An 18,526-nucleotide genomic window follows, 5' to 3' on the forward strand; every position below is an offset into this window, starting at 1 on the left:
CTCAAGTGCCGAGGTGCACCATGTCACAGATACCGCGTTTACTCTTGATCGCCCCGTCAGCCATGACCCATACGCCGGCCTTCGAACGTGCAGCGGCGTTGGCGCAAGCCTTGCGACAGCCCCTGCATATCGTGGCGTTTGACTATTTACAGGCGCTGGCGGTGGCCGACCTGTTCGCGCCCGAACAGATCGCCGCGGTCCGCGATGCGTATCTGGAAAAGCACCGCCACTGGCTTGAAGAACAGGCGAGCCGGATGCGCGAATACGGTGTCACGGTCACCAGCGAGGTGGTGTGGGTGCGCGATCCGTATGCGGAGATCCTGCACTTCATCAAAGAAATGCCGCTGACGATGATCATCAAGGATGCCCGCGAGGAGTCGGTGGTGAAACGGGTGTTCTACACCCCACTGGACTGGCAACTGTTGCGGGATTGCCCGGTCCCGGTGCACCTGGTGACCAACGCCCAGAACCCGCACCCCCGTCGTATCCTGGCGATCATTGATGTGTTGCGCAGCGAAGACCAGGACCTGGTATTCAACGATCAGATTCTCGCCGCCGCGTCGAAACTGGCCGAGGTCTGCAATGCTCAGGTTGAAGTGCTGCATGCGTACGACTGGACGGCTGCGTACACGCTGGACATGGGCTTCGGCGCCTTGCCCCTGGCCACCGGCATTTACGAAGCCGAGGACGTGGCACAGCGTGAAGCGTTCGCGGCGATAGCCGAGCGCCATGGCGTTGCGGCCGACTGCCGTCACTTCATCGAGGGTGTACCGGTGTCGGTCATTTGCCAATTCGTCGAACAACACCAAGTCGATGTAATTGTGGCGGGTACGGTGCAACACAAAGGGCTGAGCAAACTGTTGGGCACCACTGCCGAACAGCTCCTGCACCGTGCGCCTTGTAGCCTGTTGGCGATCAAGCCGGGCCGGGGGCTATAGCGGCCGCAGCCGGCGAGCGCCCCGACGCTCGTCGGGGCCAGACGTTACAAGCGTAGGCTGTGAATCACCTGGTGGGGGTCTGCAGGATCAGCCTGCCGCGCAAAGCCCAGCGCCTGGGCCAGGTCGCGCATGGGCGCATTGCTGGCGGCATCGACTGAATACATCCGGCGCATACCATTGTTGTGCGCCGCCTTGATCAGGTGCTTCATCAGCAACGTCCCCAACCCCAGATGCGTCCATTCATCCGCGACCGTCACGGCACATTCACATTCATGCTCGCCGGTGGCGGCATAGCGGCTTACACCGATCTCGATCAGTTGACCATTGTCATGCACCAACGCCACGTAGGCCATGCGCAGCCGGTTATCGGTGTCCATCAATTGATTAAGCAAGGTCCCGGACGGCTCGCTGATCTGCCCCAGAAAACGCATGTGCCGCGATTCGGGCGACAAGTGTTTGATGAAAGCGTATTCACGCTCCCGATCCTTTTCGCTCAAGGGCCTGATCAGCACGTGGCGGCCGTCCGTGAGCGCTTCAATCCAGTGTTGGCCGGTGCTCGTGGCATAAATCGCGGCGGCCCGTTCATTGTGCTCTTTGACGCTAAGCATGAGTAAACCCTCTGTTCGGTTTAAAACACGGGCGCGCACAGCACACCCCGCAGACGCTTCTTTTGTACGCCACCGGCGGGGCAAGAATCTGATCTGAATCAGAGATACGGCCTTCTTACGCTAAGTTCAGCCCAACAGGGCTGGCGTGATGATGGCAGTGCGGCGTATAAAGTTGCCCTGCAGGGCCCAGAAACAAATTGAAATATCCGCAGCAGCTCTTCCAGTCGCAACCGAGTACTCAGCATGATCGTCAATGTCGCCACTGTTCCAAGCGCAGTTCCTACCACGCCAGCGGCCACCAGTCCCGCGAGCGCAGACACGACTGCCGAGTCGTCGAGCAGCACCACCGCGACTACCGCCACCAGTGCCAGCAAACGCGCAACTGCTGCCGGTGGCGGGGCTTCCGGCAGTTCATCGACGCAAACGTCCGACACTGTCAAACAACTGAAAAAACAGATTGAACAGTTGCAAAAGCAACTTCAGGCCCAGCAGCAGGCGCTGCAAAAAGCCCAGTCCGGCAAGCTAAGTGAAGAGGCCAAGGCGGCTGCGGTTGCCGCGGCCCAGGTGCAGATTGCTGCGACGACGGCGGCATTGCAGACCGCTACGGCAGCGTTGTTGCAGGCAGTGACCGCTGAGGGTAGCGACACGTCGGGTACGTTGGTCAGTACCACCGCCTGAGGCTGGATTTCATCAGAGTGCTCGGCCCAGCGGTCTTAACGCACGCCGTAAAAGTGGTTCAGCACTAACAACTCAACCACCGCCACCATCGTGCAGACCACCAGGAAGCCCGGGGTGAACACCCGCTTGCGATTGGACGTGTAGCCGTCCGGCCAGATCGCCCCCGTGAAGCAGGTAAACAGGAGCAAGCAGGCCAGGAGTGCATAGGTCCACGCCTTGCTCGATGTGCCTTGTGTTCGCCATTGTGTCATCCGGGGGCTCCGTCGCTCGGGGGGGCGTAGCTTAACGCCTTCGGGGTAACAACAGCGGGTTATCGTCACCGGCTGCCTCGCAACCTAGACTTCGTGCACGTTCTCCACTCCTCAAATGAGAGCGCCTGCGTACGCGGATCTGGAGCAAGGTCAAAAGTGGGACGTAAGGTTGATCACCTGGGAACAGACGCAACGGCAGAAGCGCGATGACCGGAGTTCTTGGCGGGAAGAGCAGTGTTGCGCAGGTAGCGTGCTGGAGAGGTGCCCAGGGTTTTACGAAACATGGAGATAAACGAGCTGACTGACTCGTAGCCGAGGGCTTCGGCCGTCCTCTGTACCGACAACCCCTCGGCCAGGCTTTGCAGCGCGACAATGATCTGCCATTGCTTGCGCCACTGGCCGAAGGTCAGGCCCGTTTCGCCTTTTACCAGGCGCGACAGCGAGCGTTCACTCATGGCCACATGGTGCGCCCAGCTCGCCATGGTGGCGCGATTGGCTGGATCTTGCGCCAGCGCCCGAGCGATTGTGCGAAGCGCGGTTGATGCCGGCAACGGCAGGTACAGCTGTTCGGTGGGGGCCAGCTCAAGCTCTTCCAGCAACACGTTGGCCAGCCGCGCAGTGCGCGAGTGTGGAGGGTAATTCTGGGCCTGGTCACTGAGGTGGAGGATCAGCTCGAGGATCAGGGGCGACAGCGCCAGCGTACAGCAGTGGTCTGGCAGTAACGCAACGCCGGGCTCTACGAACAGAAAGCACACCTGCCCGTTGGCCGTCACACGGTTGCTGTGGGCCACGCCCCCTGGTATCCACACGCCAAAACCCGACGGGACCATCCACACGCCGTCCTCGCCCGTACACACAATGCCACCGCCATACGCCACGACCAGTTGCCCCTTGCGGTGCTTGTGTACCGCGGACTCACTGTCGTTGCGTTGTGTTTCCAGCCTCAGTGCGACGGCAGGTTGAACAAGCGTGTCGTACTCGAACTGATCGACGTGTAAAGGTTGGATTTCGGCCATGGCATGCAATCGAGAGGTTGTCTGGATTTGATTATATTCTGGCAGTCTACTCAATATCGGCAGTGGTGGTAATTGCTTAGCATCATCAACAAGCCCCCTGCAGGAAGGGGAGATGCTACAGCCCCTTGAACCCGGTATTTGCCATGTTTAGCGAAGTCTCCATCGCCAACCTGTATTTCCCACCTTTGTTGATCTACCTGGGCGTGTCGGTCCTGGCCTACACGCTTATCGAGAACCTGACCCGCCGTTGGCTGGATTGGGCCTGGCACCCGGCACTGGCGCGTTTTTTTGTCTCGCTCATCGTCCTGTCGACGATGGTCGTCAATTGTTGAGTGGGGCAGGTCATGTCTATCGTCAAAATTCTCAAACCGGCGCTCACCCTGTTGCTTGGTGTGCTGGCCCTGGTGTTCTGTTTGCAACTATGGCGGGCGTACGTCCTGGCCCCGTGGACGCGTGACGGGAGGGTCAGTGCGCAGGTTATCCGTATCGCTCCGGAGGTGTCCGGCCAAGTCGATCGGTTGCCAGCCAGGGACAATCAATGGGTGGCAAAGGGCGATTTGCTCTATTGCATCGATGCGCGCGCTTATCAATTGGCCCTACAGCAGCGCACGGCGCAGTTTGCCGAGGCGCGCAGTGTGTTCGAGCAACGCAGCGCCCAACTCAAGCGGCGAGCCCAGTTGGCCGGGGCCATTGCCCAGGAAGAGATTGATAACGCCGCCCGCGACCTGGCCGTTGCCCGAGCGCGCCTGGACGCAGCTGCCCACCAGGTCGCCCAAGCGCAGCTCGACGTGGAGCGCACGACCATTCGTTCGCCGGTAGACGGCTACGTCACTCAACTGCGCCTGCAACCCGGTGACTACGCACAGGCTGGCATTACCAACCTGTTCGTCGTCGATGGCCATAGTTTCTGGGTCACGGCCTATTTTGAGGAGACCAAGCTGCCGGCCGTGCGGGTCGGCTCCCCGGTCTCCATCAAGCTGATGGGGTTTGCCCCGCTATTGGAAGGGCACGTGGCAAGCATGGGCAGGGGGATCGCCGATGTTAATGAAGTGCGTAATGCCAACGGCTTGCCCGAGGTGAGCCCGACCTTCAGCTGGATTCGGTTGGCCCAGCGCGTACCCGTGCGCATTGAGTTGGATCAGGTGCCGGAGGGCGTGGAGTTGGTGGCGGGCATGACCGCCAGTGTCGAAGTCAAGGAGTCGAACGCTGCGCCACGCTGGCGGCTCACCCAATGGCTGCAGGCGTTCCTGTGATGACGAGCCGGCTGACACACCTTTTCGCGAGCATTGCGCGGCCCTGGACGTCCGTCACGTTCTTCTACGTGTTGCGCAGTATCTTGGCCGCAGGTCTGGCGCTGTGGCTTGGCTTTGAACTGCATCTGGACGCCCCGTTCGCGGGCGCATCCACCGTGTTGTTGTTGCTACAGCCCATCCAGGGGGCGGTTCGTGGCAAGGGTGTCTATCGGATGCTGGGTACCCTGGTCGGCCTGGTCGCGGCGGTAGTGCTGACAGGTCTGTTCGCACAACAGATGCTGTTGTTCCTGCTCGGTATCGCTCTGTGGCTGGGCCTGTGCGTCAGTGCAATGACCGTTTTGCGCCATTATCAGGCCACGGCGGCGGTGGTGGCGGGCTATACCGTCTGCCTGGCGCTGGGCCCTGCCATCGTTGCGCCGCAACTGGGGTTTGAGCACATCATCACCCGTGGTACGGCGGTCGCATTGGGGGTGCTGAGCTTGAGCCTGGTGGTCACGCTGTTCAGTGCCAAGACCATGGAGGACAAGGTGCGCAGCGCGCTGGTCGGCATCTGTGCCCGCAGTGCCCGACTGCTCGCCGCGCGACTCACCAGCGAGCCTATCGCAGCGTTGACAGCACAACGTCACCAGCTCGCGATGGACATCGGCAAGGTGGACGATCAACTGGGACTCGCCCGTGGGGAGTCGGCGCTGATTCGCTCCCGGCAACTGGCGATTCAAGCAGGCCTGGCGCATTTGCAATCGGCGGTGCTGGACGTGCACCTGGACGATGCCGCCCGTGGCGTCGATCCCGTGCTGCTGGCGGACAATGCCAGCGCGCTACTGCAACTGGGTGAGCGCCTGGCGGGTAGCCGCTGCACCTTCCAGGTGGCGGCCGATACGGTAGGGCAACTGCGTCGCTTGGCGGATGAGCATGCAGACTCAACTCAAGGCTCGCGGTTGTTCAGCGAACGCTTGCACGAGCAATTGACGGATTTGACTGAGGCCTTGCTGAACTTCTCCAGCCTCGATCAGCGACGCCCGGCGCAGGTCCGCGCCGTGGGCTACCACCGCCATTACGCGGACGCGGCACGAAACGGCATCCGGGCCGTGCTCGCAACCCTGGCCACGGGGGCGGTCTGGTACTTCAGCGGCTGGAATCAAGGGCCGACGCTGCTGGCAGTCTTGGGCCCAGGTTGCACGCTGCTGGCCACGGCCGCGGCGCCGGCGCAGGGTATGGCCAGTTTTATACGTGGCACGCTCTACGCCATTGTGGCGGCTGCGCTGTGCAAGTTCCTGTTGATGCCACAGATCAACGGTTTCCCGCTGTTATTTATGCTGTTGGCGGCGTTCTGGTCGTTCGGGGTCCATGCGACGAGCCAACCGCGTCACGCCTTGCAAGGCATCGCCTACCTGATCGGGTTCAACACCCTGGTGAGCACGGGTGCCATCGCCTCCTATGATTTCGCCGACTTTGCGAACCAGGCGCTGGCGTGGATTGTTGCAATGCTGATCTGCTTATTGGCGTTCCAGATCTTGCCCAGAGATCCGGTCAAACATATTCGGGCGTTGAAACGTTCACTGCATAAGCACACACGCCAGCTACTTCGTCTTGCAAGCACGATCGACCACGCTAAATGGCAGGCCAGGCAGCAATCTCGAATCGTCGCGTTGATCAATTTGCTCGGCGCCGATAACCGGCACGATTACCGGGCGGGCTACTTGTCCCTGCAATTGAGTAAGCAATTGCGCCGGTTACAGGCTAAGGCGAAGCGTGTTGAGCCGGGCTCGCCCGTCGCCCATTGCGCACAAAGCGGCGCCCGGCGGATAGCTCGTTGGGCGGGTGACCCGACGATCTGTGCGGCGCAGGCTCGCCGCACATCAAGGTCGATGAGAAGGCTTGGCGCGCACGCTTTAGCGACCAGTTACCAAGACTTGGCCTGGCTGCTGGAGCAATACGCGCAGCTCGCGCGTTCCACGCCCTGAGTCATACACCCAGGCATGACCGCATGGCACCACACGGGCGCCGTAGGCTTCTGCGCGCCGACTATTTGGATTTCAACCAACCCAGGTGATACGCAATGAAAAAACTGACACTCGCAATGGCAACCGCGTGGATAGCCTGCGCGCCACTCTCGGCCCTGGCTTCTGACGGCGCTGAAGCACTGATGCGGTGGCATGAGGCATTCCATAAAGAACAACACCGGCAACAGACAGCTCCCCGGCAAGACGCTGCTTCCAAGCGCAACGACTCACCCACCCAGCCCATCGAGAAGCCTGGGCGTCGTTGAGCTGCCAGTTTCCGGTGCACCCCTGTCACGGCAGGGCGGCGACGGTTAGAGTGAATTCAGCGCCTTTATGAGCTAGCGTTCATGCAAGCGTCTTTCTGATATTTCGCCGGATACCGCCCCTATGAGAGATTTGCCGCCCACCGCGACATTGCGTGCGTTCGAAGTTGCCACTCGCCACCCGACATTCACCGCAGCCGCGCAGGAGCTGCATGTGACCCAGAGCGCCGTCAGCCACCAGCTCAAGCATCTTGAGGCGCTTTGGGGGCTGCAGTTGTTCGAACGTGGCAAGGCGTTACGCCTGACGGCCGCGGGGGCAACGCTGGCGCCCATCGTGCGCGAATTCTTCATCAGCCTGGAGGCGACTTTGGGCGACCTGCGCGAGCAAAAAGGCCGGGTTCGACTGCGCGTCAGCACCACCTATTCCTTCGCGCTCAAATGGCTGCTGCCACGCTTGCCGCTGCTCTCTCGCCAGCACCCCGAGCTGTTGGTCTCGCTGGATACCACGGACAAAATCATCCACTTCTCTCACGGCCAGGCGGATGTTGCGATCAGGCTCGGCAAGGGTGCTTACCCAGGTCTGTATTCGGAGTTTTTGTTTGGGGAGCAGGTATTTCCTGTGGCCAGCCCTGAACTGCTGCGACGCGTCGGGACACCGCAGAGCCCTGCACAGTTGCTGGATTTGCCACTGCTGACGCGTGATGGTGCCGAGCTGGTACCTAAATGGGAGGCGTGGTTTCAAGCCGTCGGGCTGGCCTATTTGCCGCTCAAGGAAAGCGTCAGATTTGGCGACACCAACATGACGGTCGAGGCGGCCTTGCTCGGCCAAGGCGTGGCATTGGTGCGCAGCGGGCATGTCGAGAACGAAATCGCCGATGGCCGTTTGGTTCGGCTGTTCGACGTGCCGCTTCCATCGCCGCTTGCGTACTACTTCGTCTGCCCCAAGGGCATCGAATCGCAACCGCATGTCGCCAGTTTTCGCCAATGGCTCGTCAGTGAGGCGCTGAAAGTACAACGAGTGCAAGCGTAATGCATGAGTATCCGTTCATGCTGCAATGAGGATACTTCGCTTTTGTCTCGGTAACGGACTGCCTAGAGTGGCGCATGCCTATTCATATCGTCTTGCTGGTTCTTTTCGCCGCGCTCCTGCATGCAAGCTGGAATGCGCTGCTGCGCAGCGGTAACGATCGCCTGTGGTCCATGACGGTGATGTGCATTGCCATTGCAATAGTCTGTGCTGTCGCCGCCGCCTTCATGGTCCCACCGGCCATGGAAAGCTGGAGCTACGCGCTGCTTTCGGGGTTACTGCATGTGGGCTACAACTTGTTCCTGGTGCGCAGTTACCGAGTTGGCGACCTGGGGCAGATCTATCCGATTTCACGCGGATCGTCGCCGGTGCTGATCACCTTGGGGGCCGCGGTTTTTGCCGGAGAAAGCATCAGCCCTGGCGAGTTGCTCGGCGTGGCGCTGGTGTCAGGCGGGATTGTTTCGCTGGCCTTCAAAGGGCGCAGTCTGTCGGTTCCCAGCTTGCCCTATGCGCTGGGAACAGGCTGCTTCATTGCGGCCTACAGCGTTGTCGACGGCATAGGCGCCAGACTATCCGGTGCACCGTTGTCCTACGCCGTGTGGATGTGCGCCCTGTGGGGCGTGCTGATGCCGGTGGTTTACATCGGTCTGCGTGGTCCGCGCAGCTTGTTCTCGGTTCGGCCAGGAATGCTTACCGCCATGGGCGGCGGTCTGGTCTCTTTGCTTGCGTATGCAATGGTCATCTACGCCATGAACGAAGCGCCCCTGGGCGCGGTCTCCGCATTGCGCGAAACCAGCGTGTTGTTTGCGTTGTTGATCGGTTATGTGTTCCTCGGCGAGACGCTTACAGCGCGCCGGATACTGGCGTGCGTCGTGATCGCCAGCGGTACCCTCATTATCGGCTGATACGGCCGACTGGCCAGGAGGTAGGTTCAATGATCAACGTCTCAAAGGCACCGCTGATTCTGATCACCGGAGGAAGTCGTGGAGTGGGGGCGGCCACCGCCCGGTTGGCTGCCGCACGCGGTTATGACGTCGCCATCAGCTACGTCGCCCACGAGGCCGCCGCGCTGGCAGTGGTTGCGGATGTCGAAGCACTGGGGCGCAGGGCGTTGGCGGTGCGCGCCGACAGTGCGGACCCGCAACAGGTGGCCGATTTGTTCGCGGCCATCGACCGCTCGTTCGGACGTATTGACGTACTGGTCAATAACGCCGGGATGCTGGCGCCTCAGTCACGCCTGGAAGGCCTTGGCTTCGAGCGGATGCAGCGCATTTTTGCGGTCAATTCCATTGGGCCGATACTCTGTGCCCAGCAGGCGGTGAAGCGCATGTCTTACCGTCACAACGGCCCGGGCGGCGTGGTGATCAATGTCTCTTCGGCCTCGGCGCGTCTCGGCAGCCCCAATGAATACATCGACTATGCGGCCTCAAAGGGCGCCCTGGAGACGTTTACCATTGGGTTTGCAAAGGAAGTGGCCCGGGAAGGCATACGCGTCAACGGTATTCGCCCCGGGCATATTTACACCGACATGCATGCCAGTGGTGGTGAGCCGGGCCGGGTCGATCGGGTCAAGGACTCGATCCCCATGGGGCGGGGTGGCCAGCCGGAGGAAGTGGCACAGGCAATTCTATGGCTCGCCAGCGAGCAGGCATCATTCGTCACCGGCACATTTCTCGACGTGACGGGTGGTAAATAAGCCAGCGCCACGGATCAGCGACTGGGTGCGCTCGGCTTCAACGGGCAGTCGCCTACCTGACCTTGCGACTCAAGCCAGGTGTGTTGCCCGTAATGCGTTTGAAGGCGCGACTGAACGCGGCCTGGGAGGTGTAGCCCAAACGCTGCGCTACCTCTTCAATCGGCAGCCGTTCGAGGGTCAGCCACTGGCTTGCAAGGCGCATTCGCAGTTCGGTGACATAGCGCAGCGGGCTCATGCCAATCGTTACCTGGAAGCGGTCCGCGAAGACCGAGCGTGAGGTATTGCATTGCTCTGCCAACTGCGCAACGGTCCAGTCACGGCCCGGTTGTTGGTGCAGTGCAAGCAGGGCGCCGGCCAAGCGTGGATCGCGCAAGGCGGCGACCAAGCCAGAGGCATTCCCGCAGGCGCACTCCACCCAGCCGCGCACGACCATGGCCGCCACCACGTCGGCCAAGCGCGCGAGGATACCGGCGAAGCCGATACGTGCAGCGCTGACCTCGCGTTCCATGGTGGCCAGGATAGGCACCAGTCCGGGGTAACGCTGGCCGCCGGCATCGATCAACATCAGGCCCGGCATCAGCCGGCCAAGGCCGTGGAGACTGCCCAGTTCAAACTCCATGCAGCCACTGAACACAAGAGTGCTCGGCGTGGGGCTGCCATCGGTTCCGGTATCCACCGCGCTGACGGCTTCGCCGAGGGGGGCGCCGTCTAGAAGGTCGATGTCTTGAACAGGCACGTGCGGATCGGAAAACAGTTGATGGGCCGCGCCATGGGAAATGAACACGGCGTTGCCCGCACCCAGCGCGTAGGTGGTTCCGTCCTCCATCCGCAGCACCGCATTGCCGACGGCCATGAAGTGGAACCAGGCATGCCCAGGTTTTTCAGCAAAGCCCAAACCGAAGGTGGGTCCCGCTTGAATACGCCGGTATTCGACGCCGCGCAGGCGCATGCCGCGTAACAGTTCGGTGATGAGGTCCGAGGAGAGCGCAAACTGATCTGTAGGCATTGTTCAGGTGTTTTGGTCAAAAAGTAGAGACTTTAGATCATAGATCATCCGGATTCCCGCGCCTAGACTGCGGATCGCCATGAAGATTGGGAGATCCGTGCAATGACTGACTGTGTGTGTAATTCCGTATCCGACCGCCATCCCGGCGTCGTCCCGGACGTGGAGCCTGCCACCCCCGCGTGGATGGCCGTGTTTTCGCTGGCAATGGGCGTGTTCGGATTACTGACCGCCGAGTACCTTCCGGCCAGCTTGTTGACGCTGATGGCGAACGACCTGGGAGTGTCCGAAGCGCTGGCGGGCCAAGCGGTCACAGTGACTGCGGTGGTGGCGCTGTTCGCGGGCTTATTGGTCCCGGGCCTGACCCGCGGCATCGACCGCCGTTGGGTGTTGCTGGGGTTTTCCACCTTGATGGTTGCCTCCAATCTGTTGGTCGCCGTTTCCTCCAGCTTCGCGGTGCTGTTGTTGATGCGTATCTTGCTGGGCATTGCCCTTGGCGGGTTCTGGAGCATGGCGGCGGCGGTCGCGATGCGCTTGGTACCGAGTGCGTTGTTGCCACGGGCGCTTTCGATCATTTTCAGCGGCATTGCCATCGGCACCGTCGTTGCAGTGCCGCTGGGCAGCTATCTGGGCGGGCTGTATGGCTGGCGCAGCGCATTCTTTGCGGCGGCAGCGGTCGGCATGGCCACTCTGGCGTTCCAGTCGTTCACTTTGCCGCGCCTGGCGCCGCGCCGGCCGGCACGTCTGCGCACCATCCTCGAAGTGCTGCAGCGCCCGGGCATCGCCATGGGGATGTTCGGTTGCGTGTTGGTGCACAGCGGGCACTTCGCGATGTTCACCTATGTTCGGCCATTTCTTGAGGGGACGACTGGCATCGGTACGCAGGGTCTGTCGCTGATGCTGTTGGGGTTTGGTGTGGCGAACTTCGTTGGCACGCTGTTGGCCGGAAAGCTGCTGGAGCGCTACCCGCTGGCCACGCTGGTGTTGATGCCCGCGCTGGTCGGCGTTGCAGCACTGGCGTTGGTGCTGTTGCCGGCCTCGATTGCGGGGCAAGCAGTACTGCTGAGCATCTGGGGCTTGGCCTTTGGTGGTGTGCCGGTGGCGTGGTCGAACTGGGTTGCCAGTGCAGTCCCTGATCAGGCCGAAAGCGCCGGGGGCATGGTGGTGGCTTCTGTGCAGTCAGCTATCGCAACCGGCGCCGCCGCTGGCGGTGTCGTGTTCAACCTCGGTGGCAGCGCAGGCGTATTCATCGCGGCGGCCGTGCTCATGCTGCTGGCGGCATTGCTGATTGCGCTGCGTGTCCGCGTCCCGGTTGCCCAGGGTTTAGGCCAGCCCAAGCCCGCGTTGCACCTTTGATCCGGTTTGCCAAACCGCGATCCCTTCCGTAACCAGGAGATACTCCATGAACAATACGACGTCTCACCAAGGACGCCTCAAATCGTTGCGCGCGGCAAGTATCGGCAATGCGCTGGAATGGTTTGACTGGACCCTGTACGCAACCTTTTCGGTGTACCTGGCAAGCAATCTGTTCGACAAGACCGATGCGCGCTCAGCGATGCTCGCGACCCTTGCTGTGTTTGCGGTTGGCTTTGTCGCACGCCCGGTCGGCGGCTGGTTGTTTGGCCGGCTGAGCGACCGACTGGGGCGTCGGACCATCATGGTGATCACCATGCTGCTGCTTGCGATCAGCAGCCTGGGCATCGCGCTGATTCCCAGCTACCAGAGCATTGGCCTGTACGCCTCGGTCGCGCTGCTGTTTTTTCGCCTGATGCAGGGGCTCGCCCATGGTGGCGAGACCGGGGTGTCCTACACCTATGTCGCCGAAATCGCCCCGAGCAAACACCGTGGCTTATGGTCGAGTTCCGTCTATGTGGGCGTGACGCTAGGGGTCATGGCAGCGACGGCGGTGGCGGCGGCGCTGACCTGGCTGCTGGGCGCGCAGGCCATGGGTGAGTATGGCTGGCGTATCGGTTTTGCCATGGGGGGAGTGCTTGGTTTTTACGCACTGTTCTTGCGCCGCGGTGCGCAGGAATCTCATGTGTTTGTAGCGCAGCAGGGGCAGGCGCGGCCGCCGCGCAAGCTGTCCACGGGGGAGATGCTGCGCGTTGCGCGTAACATCGTCATGCTGGCCGCGGCCGCCAATGTCACTTACTACGCCTGGGTCACGTTCGGCGCTTCGACCGCGATCGCCCAGGGTATGGACGCCACGGGTGCCTACATGGCCAGTCTTCTCGCGCAGGTCCTCTGTGTGTGCTGGTTGCCGGTCTGCGGAATGTTGTCCGATCGGGTAGGGCGCCGGCCCATGGTCATTGCCTGGGGCCTGGGTGTGATCCTGCTGACCTATCCCATCTCGATAATGGTGACCACTGAGCCCTACACGCTGTTTTTGGCCCAGGTTCTGGGGCTTGGCGCCTGGTCGCTGATCGCGGCGATTTTCCCTGCGGTGCTGTCCGAACAAGTGCCGACCCAGGCACGGGCGCAGGGCGTCGGCCTGGTGTCTTCGATCTCGGTGGCGATCTTTGGCGGCACCGCCCCCTATCTACATAACTATCTCAGCGGCGCCGACCTTGGCTACCTGTATGTCAGCTATGTCATTGGCTTGGGCGTTGTCACCGTCCTGGCTGGGTTTCTTATCGAAGAAACGGCGGGCATTGACCTTGCGCATATCGGGGCGCCTGGCGCGCGAGTCCGCGTAAATGCATTGGCTGCTCGATCCGCAGCATCCGCCGAACCAAGGAGTATGACGCAATGAATTCAGCCGCCCCCCAAAACACCGCTGCCCGAGGTGAACGCCCGGGCGCCAACGTGACCGTCAGCCAGGCTTCGGGCCCACGTCAGGCCGCACGCGAGACCTGGGTGGAAGTTCCTTGCGAGTCGGGCCCGGCTGCCGCTTGGTGCTACTCGGACCGCCGTGCCTACAGCCCGGGTGATACGGTTTGCCTGTATCTGTCGTCGAACTGCGCGCAAGTGAGACTGCGGATTTATCGTGATGGAGCCAACACCTGTACGGTGCATACCACCGACAGCCTGGATGCTTGCTTTCACCCCATACCCGAACGTGCCTATGAGCATGGCTGCCAGTGGCCCGTCTTCATGCGATGGACAATCCCGGTGGAGGCCGAGCCGGGTGGCTATATGGTCGAAGTACGGGATGGCGCTGACAGCGTGCTGGGGCATCATCTGTTTATCCTCAAGGCGGTGCTCAAGCGCGCCGATGCCTTGGTGCTCGTTGCAGCCACATCGACCTGGGCCGCTTATAACGACTGGGGCGGTGCCAATCATTACTTTGGCCTTCACCCCGGCACGCCGCGTGGCCGCTCACCGTTACTCTCGGCACAACGGCCCTGGGCGCGCGGGCAGGTCTGGCTGCCGGAGGGTGCGCCCCGTTGCATCAACACGACCCGGCCCCGCAAGCCAGGCCCGGCGCGTTATGAGTTCATCGAATGGGCGGCTCTTAACGGCTATGCCAAGTACTACGCCTTGGCGGGTTGGGCTTCGTTCGAGAGGCCTTTTGTGGTCTGGGCCGAACAGCAGGGGTATAGGGTCCATATCCTGACCCAGGACGATTTGCATCACGACCCGCACGCGCTGGAGGGCTACGCCTGCGCCGTCTTTGCCGGGCACGACGAGTATTGGACGCGAGAAATGCGCGACCACGTCGACGCCTTTGTCGAGGAGGGCGGCAAGGTCGCGCGCTTCGCTGGCAATTTCATGTGGCAGATTCGCCTGGAGGAGCAGGGCCGGCGGCAGGTGGCCTACAAGTACGATGCCGGAGCACTCGATCCTGTGGCGGCTACCGAGCCTCATCGGCTAACGGGGGCCTGGGAAGATCCGAGGGTCAATCACCCGGGGGCATCGACGTTCGGGGTGAATGCTCTGCGTGGGATATACGCTAGCTTTGGCGCAATGGCACCGCGCAACCCGCGCGGATACACGGTCTTCAGGCCTCAGCACTGGGCGTTTGTGGGAACAGGCCTCGGCTACGCGGACATGTTCGGAGATGAAGCCAACATCTTTGGCTATGAAGTCGATGGCCTCGAATACACGTTCGTCGACGGCCTCCCAGAACCGCTCGGCACAGACGGTGCGCCTTGCCGATTGCAAATCCTTGCAATGGGCTGGGCGACCAATGCCGAGCATGGCCGCAGCGAAGATGCCTATTCATTCATGCTCGGCGATGGCGATGCCCGGTTTCGGGTTTCCATCCTGGCGCCTGACCTTAGTGACGCCAACATCGCTTTACACAGCCGTGGGGCCGGTATGGTGGTGCACTTCCACAAAGGCCGAGGTGAGGTCTTTACCGCCGCCACGTGCGAATGGGTACATGGGCTCATGCAAGCTGACACTTACACCGTGATGATCACAAAAAATGTGCTCGATCGTTTCTTGCTCACTCATCGGGAGGTGCGCTGAACGGGCCGGTGAATAACCGGTTGTTATTCATCAGAGGTGGTCAGATTGGCCCGGGCCCATTGCTCAGCGGTCGTGACCTGAATCGACTGTTGCGCGTTGAAGGTATCTGCTTTAGGCCAGGCCACACCTCTGCCCTGAGCGAACACAGCGCGGTACTTCTTGATGTGATGGGTTGGGTCTTTGTGCAATTCTTCGAGCAAGTACGGCACCGTCCAGACATTCCGTTTGAATGGGCGGCCCAGTACACGTTCGAGGAGGCTCGCAACCTCTGCGTACGTCACAGTGTCTCCCGAGAGGTACACAATCTGATTGCGCAAGCGAGGCTCGAAGAAAACGATTTGCGCTGTCAACGTACCAATGTCGTCTGGAGTCGTCAGCGTCACGCTGGTCTCAAGACTGCCCAGCGCGTTCACGGTATCGTTTTCGAAGTCCACCACCTCGAATACAGGCTCGAAAAGGAAGCTGGTGAACATACCCGTCGAGATGATGACCCATTCAGTTTTATCCTGGGCTCGAAGCAATTCGCGCACATCAAGCTGGGCATCGAACAGATCCTGAGGACTGCCCCGGCCGATGACTTCGAAGTCGACGCCAAACTGCCACGGGAAGTAGCGCTTCACCCCGGACTTCAGTGCAGCGGTAGCCAGCTTCATCGGGGTTTCCCGACCTGCCACCATACCTGCACAACCGATTACGGTATCAAAACGTGCGAATACTGCAGCCAACTGATCGATTGAGTCATTCACAAGGTCTGCGGCCACCATCTGGATGCCGAGGCCCCGAAGCTCATCGATTTCGCGCTTTTTCTCGGGCACCTGAGTATTGATGGCCGAGTCCCTGAGCAGCACGCTGATGGTGGAACCGGGAGCGCGCTTTGCCACTCGCGCAAGATTGCGCAAAACCGGTAGCCCAAGCTCACCGGCGCCTAGAACGAGAATGGATTGGGGGGCGGACTGGGTCACTTCGGTCATGATTTCTCCTGAGATCTGTTGCCTGTAAGATGACCAAATGCTTGCACGATTCAGCACCGCTCGTAAGAAGGCACACCTGTGATACCAGAGATAGAAATGACCGCTCAGGAGGCTCTCCGCCAGGCAGAGACAATCTGTCGAACGCTTAGGGAAGACGATGATGGCGTCAGGCGGGAAGTACTTGCTCACGCAGGCAGCCGCTGGTCGTTGGGTATCCTGCATGCCCTGGGGGTGTACGGCACCATGCGTCATGCCGAAATAAAAAGGCAGATGACCGGGGTGACTCAACGGATGTTGACCAAGACCTTACGCTCCATGGAGCGCGATGGCCTCGTGGCTCGGCGCGAGTTCGGGGAAGTTCCACCACGGGTCGAGTATGAGCTGACGCCACTGGGGATGGGCCTGTTGACCCGAATGTCGCCTATCTGGACTTGGGTTGTCGAGAACGTTGAGGATTTTCGCGAAGCGCGGCGTATTTTCGACAGTCAGGATCACACAAAGCCCGCATGGCAAATACCTACACCGATACCCTTGGATTCAGAGGCGTCTGATTAGGGGTTGCTCAGCGCTTGTTCTTGTTAAAGCCGCATCAGTAAGGGGGGCAGGGGTAGAGCCTTCTGTCGAACTGACTTGCACCCTCAAAGCGTACCCTTATAACCGTTGGACTCAACTGGAATCCCATAAACGAAAAAAACCGCCAAGTAGCGGTTTTTTGTTTGATGGCTGATTACGGAACTGGAGAGGGGCAGTCCTTAGGGGCGCGGACTAACTAGTTGGGCATCTGAGGTGTGGGTATCATGCTCACTATTCAGCGCTAGCTATCGAAAATGGAATCCAAGATATAACTATGAAAAGATCTGTGGTTTTTGGTTATGCCACTGCTGTGTTGGTCGGTCTTTCAGCGATCGCACTGCATGGCCTGGGTAAGATCGACGTGTGGCCGATGTATTCGTTAAGTTTGGGCCCGATCCTGCTTGCGCTCGGGTACCACACGAGGACCCCAAAGACTTCGTGAGTCAGTTCACCACCTTGTAGATAGACACTCAGGCGAACCAGAGGGGGGGCTATCATGGTTTCACCCACTGGCCGAGCCCGTCCATCACCGCCTGGCTCGGTGCGGTGGAAGTGGTACGCCAGGGTGTTGTAGTCGTTGCCGGCCGCTAGGTTTATCAGCGCCACGTTTTCCAATGTGCCAAATCGTGTTGAACGAGGGCTAGCGTCAGTGGCTTTTCCCCTCTCTATTTTTGAACAGTGCTTTGAGATTGGAAGGGTCTAGGCAGTCAGGTGCTATCGTCTGCGACTGCTTGAAATAGGCCTGAACTTTCGGGTTCGCGAAATCGCCCTTGAGCGCTAACAGGTAATACCCGTCGGCGCGAAACTGTTCCAGGCTCAGAGAAACCGGCTTGAGGAAGTCCCTCATAGTGGTCAACGGTAGTTCGCGATTGGCTTCGACTTGCAGTGAATCTTTGAAGCAGTACGAGCGTACTGCCGGCAGTGGATAATGGTCAGCGTACAGATCCGGCTGCTCTAGAGCACTGGCTAGCTGGCTATACTTGCGAAGAGACTCGGGGTCATCGAGCTTGAATCGCAGGAATGCCTCGTCACAGTCGCGCAACACCATTATCGCTCCGGCAACCAAGCCTTGATCCGCGGCGTTCTGGTAAAGCGCGCAAGCCTCTACATGCATAGCCTTATAGCCACTTAAAAAGGTTGCCGCTTTACTCTCTTGCATATTCGCCAACATGAAAGTCGCTACACCGTGCCCTCCGGCGCTAGCTTTACGCAGCTCGTCCTCATAAGTCTCAAGTCCTTTGGTTGCCTCCTGTATTGACTGGCTCAGTGTGACCTTGTCAATTTTACCCTGCTGTTCTCTTTCAACCAGCTGAGCAGCTCGTTGTTGTATGGCATCACCTAACAGCATTGCGTGTTCAAAGACAGCTTCGGTTTCGGGGCTTGGCACAGCCTGCACCTCAGCACACAGAGCGATGCTGAAAAGGAGGACTGAAAGACGAAGTTTCAAAGGCGGTTCTTCCGTGATTGCAGTTGTCTGAGTCTCCATTGCTGTAATGGATTCAATCAGAGTGGGGTAGTTCACGTGCTCGACCATTCAAGCAACCCGACTGGGAGACAATCGAACGAACCTACCTGGCCGGGATTTGCTCTGCAGAGCGCCTCGCAAGCGCCACTGCAGCGGTGATGGCCGCTCTGGCTTGAGGGCTGTTCTTCCAGCAGGTCGAGCCTAATGCTGCTGATGCTTGAGCCAGGATGTCACCAACATCTGATTTTCGGAGTTCTGCGAGCGATTCGATACCCATTTGCTCAAGCCGTGTAATGACGGTTGGTCCTACGCCTTTGAGCGCGAGCAAAGCGGTCCTTTCATCTGATGAAAACGGCATCGTAAATTCC

Annotated in this window: 19 protein-coding genes; 12 read left to right on the forward strand and 7 right to left on the reverse strand. The window is 60.3% G+C overall.

The genetic code is table 11. The annotated features are described in order from the left end of the window. Positions 1-20 precede the first annotated feature (20 nt). Positions 21-938 (forward strand): universal stress protein, encoded by a 918-nt coding sequence (locus IB241_RS20165; RefSeq protein ID WP_192299970.1) that lies wholly within the window; start codon positions 21-23, stop codon positions 936-938. A gap of 44 nt (positions 939-982) precedes the next feature. On the opposite strand, the gene IB241_RS20170 is transcribed toward IB241_RS20165, so the two are convergent. Beyond that, positions 983-1,546, reverse strand: coding sequence for a GNAT family N-acetyltransferase (locus tag IB241_RS20170; protein ID WP_192299971.1), 564 nt, complete (start codon positions 1,544-1,546; stop codon positions 983-985). Between the two features lie 243 nt (positions 1,547-1,789). On the opposite strand from IB241_RS20170, the gene IB241_RS20175 reads away from it, so the two are divergent. Further along, positions 1,790-2,224, forward strand: a complete 435-nt coding sequence (locus IB241_RS20175; protein ID WP_192299972.1) for a hypothetical protein — start codon at positions 1,790-1,792, stop codon at positions 2,222-2,224. 35 nt (positions 2,225-2,259) lie between these two features. Here IB241_RS20175 and IB241_RS20180 read toward each other — a convergent pair whose 3' ends face one another. After that, positions 2,260-2,475: a hypothetical protein gene (locus IB241_RS20180; protein ID WP_192299973.1), complete on the reverse strand. Its 216-nt coding sequence runs from the start codon at positions 2,473-2,475 to the stop codon at positions 2,260-2,262. Positions 2,476-2,648: 173 nt separating this feature from the next. Beyond that, a complete protein-coding gene (locus IB241_RS20185; RefSeq protein ID WP_192299974.1) occupies positions 2,649-3,491 on the reverse strand; it encodes an AraC family transcriptional regulator in 843 nt (280 codons plus the stop codon). 143 nt (positions 3,492-3,634) lie between these two features. Here IB241_RS20185 and IB241_RS20190 point away from each other — a divergent pair, with 143 nt between their 5' ends. The 6 genes from IB241_RS20190 (at position 3,635) to IB241_RS20215 (ending at position 9,733) form a co-directional block, all read left to right on the forward strand. Beyond that, entirely contained in the window at positions 3,635-3,823 is a 189-nt protein-coding gene (locus tag IB241_RS20190) for a DUF1656 domain-containing protein (RefSeq protein ID WP_192299975.1), read from the forward strand. Between the two features lie 12 nt (positions 3,824-3,835). Beyond that, the gene (locus tag IB241_RS20195; protein WP_192299976.1) at positions 3,836-4,744 is read left to right on the forward strand and encodes an HlyD family secretion protein; all 909 of its coding nucleotides are present in this window, start codon (positions 3,836-3,838) and stop codon (positions 4,742-4,744) included. Then, positions 4,744-6,708, forward strand: a complete 1,965-nt coding sequence (locus IB241_RS20200; protein WP_192299977.1) for an FUSC family protein — start codon at positions 4,744-4,746, stop codon at positions 6,706-6,708. Before IB241_RS20195 ends, IB241_RS20200 begins: the two co-directional genes overlap by 1 nt. Positions 6,709-7,134: 426 nt before the next feature. Beyond that, a complete protein-coding gene (gcvA, locus tag IB241_RS20205; RefSeq protein ID WP_192299978.1) occupies positions 7,135-8,040 on the forward strand; it encodes a transcriptional regulator GcvA in 906 nt (301 codons plus the stop codon). 74 nt (positions 8,041-8,114) lie between these two features. Next, entirely contained in the window at positions 8,115-8,942 is an 828-nt protein-coding gene (locus tag IB241_RS20210) for a DMT family transporter (protein ID WP_192299979.1), read from the forward strand. Positions 8,943-8,971: 29 nt separating this feature from the next. Next, positions 8,972-9,733 (forward strand): SDR family oxidoreductase, encoded by a 762-nt coding sequence (locus IB241_RS20215; RefSeq protein ID WP_192299980.1) that lies wholly within the window; start codon positions 8,972-8,974, stop codon positions 9,731-9,733. A gap of 52 nt (positions 9,734-9,785) precedes the next feature. On the opposite strand, the gene IB241_RS20220 is transcribed toward IB241_RS20215, so the two are convergent. Beyond that, the gene (locus tag IB241_RS20220; protein ID WP_192299981.1) at positions 9,786-10,739 is read right to left on the reverse strand and encodes an AraC family transcriptional regulator; all 954 of its coding nucleotides are present in this window, start codon (positions 10,737-10,739) and stop codon (positions 9,786-9,788) included. Between the two features lie 102 nt (positions 10,740-10,841). Here IB241_RS20220 and IB241_RS20225 point away from each other — a divergent pair, with 102 nt between their 5' ends. From IB241_RS20225 to IB241_RS20235, 3 genes are read left to right on the forward strand one after another with little or no spacing between them, the layout of a single operon-like run. Then, positions 10,842-12,092: an MFS transporter gene (locus IB241_RS20225; RefSeq protein WP_192299982.1), complete on the forward strand. Its 1,251-nt coding sequence runs from the start codon at positions 10,842-10,844 to the stop codon at positions 12,090-12,092. A gap of 46 nt (positions 12,093-12,138) precedes the next feature. Further along, positions 12,139-13,488: an MFS transporter gene (locus tag IB241_RS20230; protein WP_192299983.1), complete on the forward strand. Its 1,350-nt coding sequence runs from the start codon at positions 12,139-12,141 to the stop codon at positions 13,486-13,488. After that, complete coding sequence (locus IB241_RS20235; RefSeq protein WP_192299984.1) at positions 13,485-15,149, forward strand: N,N-dimethylformamidase beta subunit family domain-containing protein; 1,665 nt, start codon at positions 13,485-13,487, stop codon at positions 15,147-15,149. The genes IB241_RS20230 and IB241_RS20235 overlap by 4 nt, the downstream gene beginning before the upstream one ends. A gap of 23 nt (positions 15,150-15,172) precedes the next feature. Here the strand turns inward: IB241_RS20235 and IB241_RS20240 are convergent, their stop codons facing one another. Next, positions 15,173-16,120, reverse strand: coding sequence for an aromatic alcohol reductase (locus IB241_RS20240; protein WP_192299985.1), 948 nt, complete (start codon positions 16,118-16,120; stop codon positions 15,173-15,175). Between the two features lie 96 nt (positions 16,121-16,216). Between IB241_RS20240 and IB241_RS20245 the strand changes: the two genes are divergently transcribed. Further along, on the forward strand, positions 16,217-16,675 hold the full coding sequence (locus IB241_RS20245; RefSeq protein WP_192299986.1) for a winged helix-turn-helix transcriptional regulator: 459 nt from the start codon (positions 16,217-16,219) through the stop codon (positions 16,673-16,675). A gap of 664 nt (positions 16,676-17,339) precedes the next feature. On the opposite strand, the gene IB241_RS20250 is transcribed toward IB241_RS20245, so the two are convergent. Together IB241_RS20250 and IB241_RS27560 are read right to left on the reverse strand one after the other, a co-directional pair. Continuing rightward, a complete protein-coding gene (locus IB241_RS20250) occupies positions 17,340-18,215 on the reverse strand; it encodes a hypothetical protein (protein ID WP_192299987.1) in 876 nt (291 codons plus the stop codon). Between the two features lie 46 nt (positions 18,216-18,261). Further along, complete coding sequence (locus IB241_RS27560; RefSeq protein WP_225595626.1) at positions 18,262-18,516, reverse strand: helix-hairpin-helix domain-containing protein; 255 nt, start codon at positions 18,514-18,516, stop codon at positions 18,262-18,264. Between the last annotated feature and the right edge of the window lie 10 nt (positions 18,517-18,526).

The organism is Pseudomonas sp. PDM05 (assembly GCF_014851685.1).
Classification (GTDB): domain Bacteria; phylum Pseudomonadota; class Gammaproteobacteria; order Pseudomonadales; family Pseudomonadaceae; genus Aquipseudomonas.

Coding starts and splice junctions, on each gene's coding strand:
- IB241_RS20165 (WP_192299970.1), top strand. CDS start 21: ATGTCACAGATACCGCGTTTACTCTTGATCGCCCCGTCAGCCATGACC.
- IB241_RS20170 (WP_192299971.1), bottom strand. CDS start 1,546: ATGCTTAGCGTCAAAGAGCACAATGAACGGGCCGCCGCGATTTATGCC.
- IB241_RS20175 (WP_192299972.1), top strand. CDS start 1,790: ATGATCGTCAATGTCGCCACTGTTCCAAGCGCAGTTCCTACCACGCCA.
- IB241_RS20180 (WP_192299973.1), bottom strand. CDS start 2,475: ATGACACAATGGCGAACACAAGGCACATCGAGCAAGGCGTGGACCTAT.
- IB241_RS20185 (WP_192299974.1), bottom strand. CDS start 3,491: ATGGCCGAAATCCAACCTTTACACGTCGATCAGTTCGAGTACGACACG.
- IB241_RS20190 (WP_192299975.1), top strand. CDS start 3,635: ATGTTTAGCGAAGTCTCCATCGCCAACCTGTATTTCCCACCTTTGTTG.
- IB241_RS20195 (WP_192299976.1), top strand. CDS start 3,836: ATGTCTATCGTCAAAATTCTCAAACCGGCGCTCACCCTGTTGCTTGGT.
- IB241_RS20200 (WP_192299977.1), top strand. CDS start 4,744: ATGACGAGCCGGCTGACACACCTTTTCGCGAGCATTGCGCGGCCCTGG.
- gcvA (WP_192299978.1), top strand. CDS start 7,135: ATGAGAGATTTGCCGCCCACCGCGACATTGCGTGCGTTCGAAGTTGCC.
- IB241_RS20210 (WP_192299979.1), top strand. CDS start 8,115: ATGCCTATTCATATCGTCTTGCTGGTTCTTTTCGCCGCGCTCCTGCAT.
- IB241_RS20215 (WP_192299980.1), top strand. CDS start 8,972: ATGATCAACGTCTCAAAGGCACCGCTGATTCTGATCACCGGAGGAAGT.
- IB241_RS20220 (WP_192299981.1), bottom strand. CDS start 10,739: ATGCCTACAGATCAGTTTGCGCTCTCCTCGGACCTCATCACCGAACTG.
- IB241_RS20225 (WP_192299982.1), top strand. CDS start 10,842: ATGACTGACTGTGTGTGTAATTCCGTATCCGACCGCCATCCCGGCGTC.
- IB241_RS20230 (WP_192299983.1), top strand. CDS start 12,139: ATGAACAATACGACGTCTCACCAAGGACGCCTCAAATCGTTGCGCGCG.
- IB241_RS20235 (WP_192299984.1), top strand. CDS start 13,485: ATGAATTCAGCCGCCCCCCAAAACACCGCTGCCCGAGGTGAACGCCCG.
- IB241_RS20240 (WP_192299985.1), bottom strand. CDS start 16,120: ATGACCGAAGTGACCCAGTCCGCCCCCCAATCCATTCTCGTTCTAGGC.
- IB241_RS20245 (WP_192299986.1), top strand. CDS start 16,217: ATGACCGCTCAGGAGGCTCTCCGCCAGGCAGAGACAATCTGTCGAACG.
- IB241_RS27560 (WP_225595626.1), bottom strand. CDS start 18,516: ATGCCGTTTTCATCAGATGAAAGGACCGCTTTGCTCGCGCTCAAAGGC.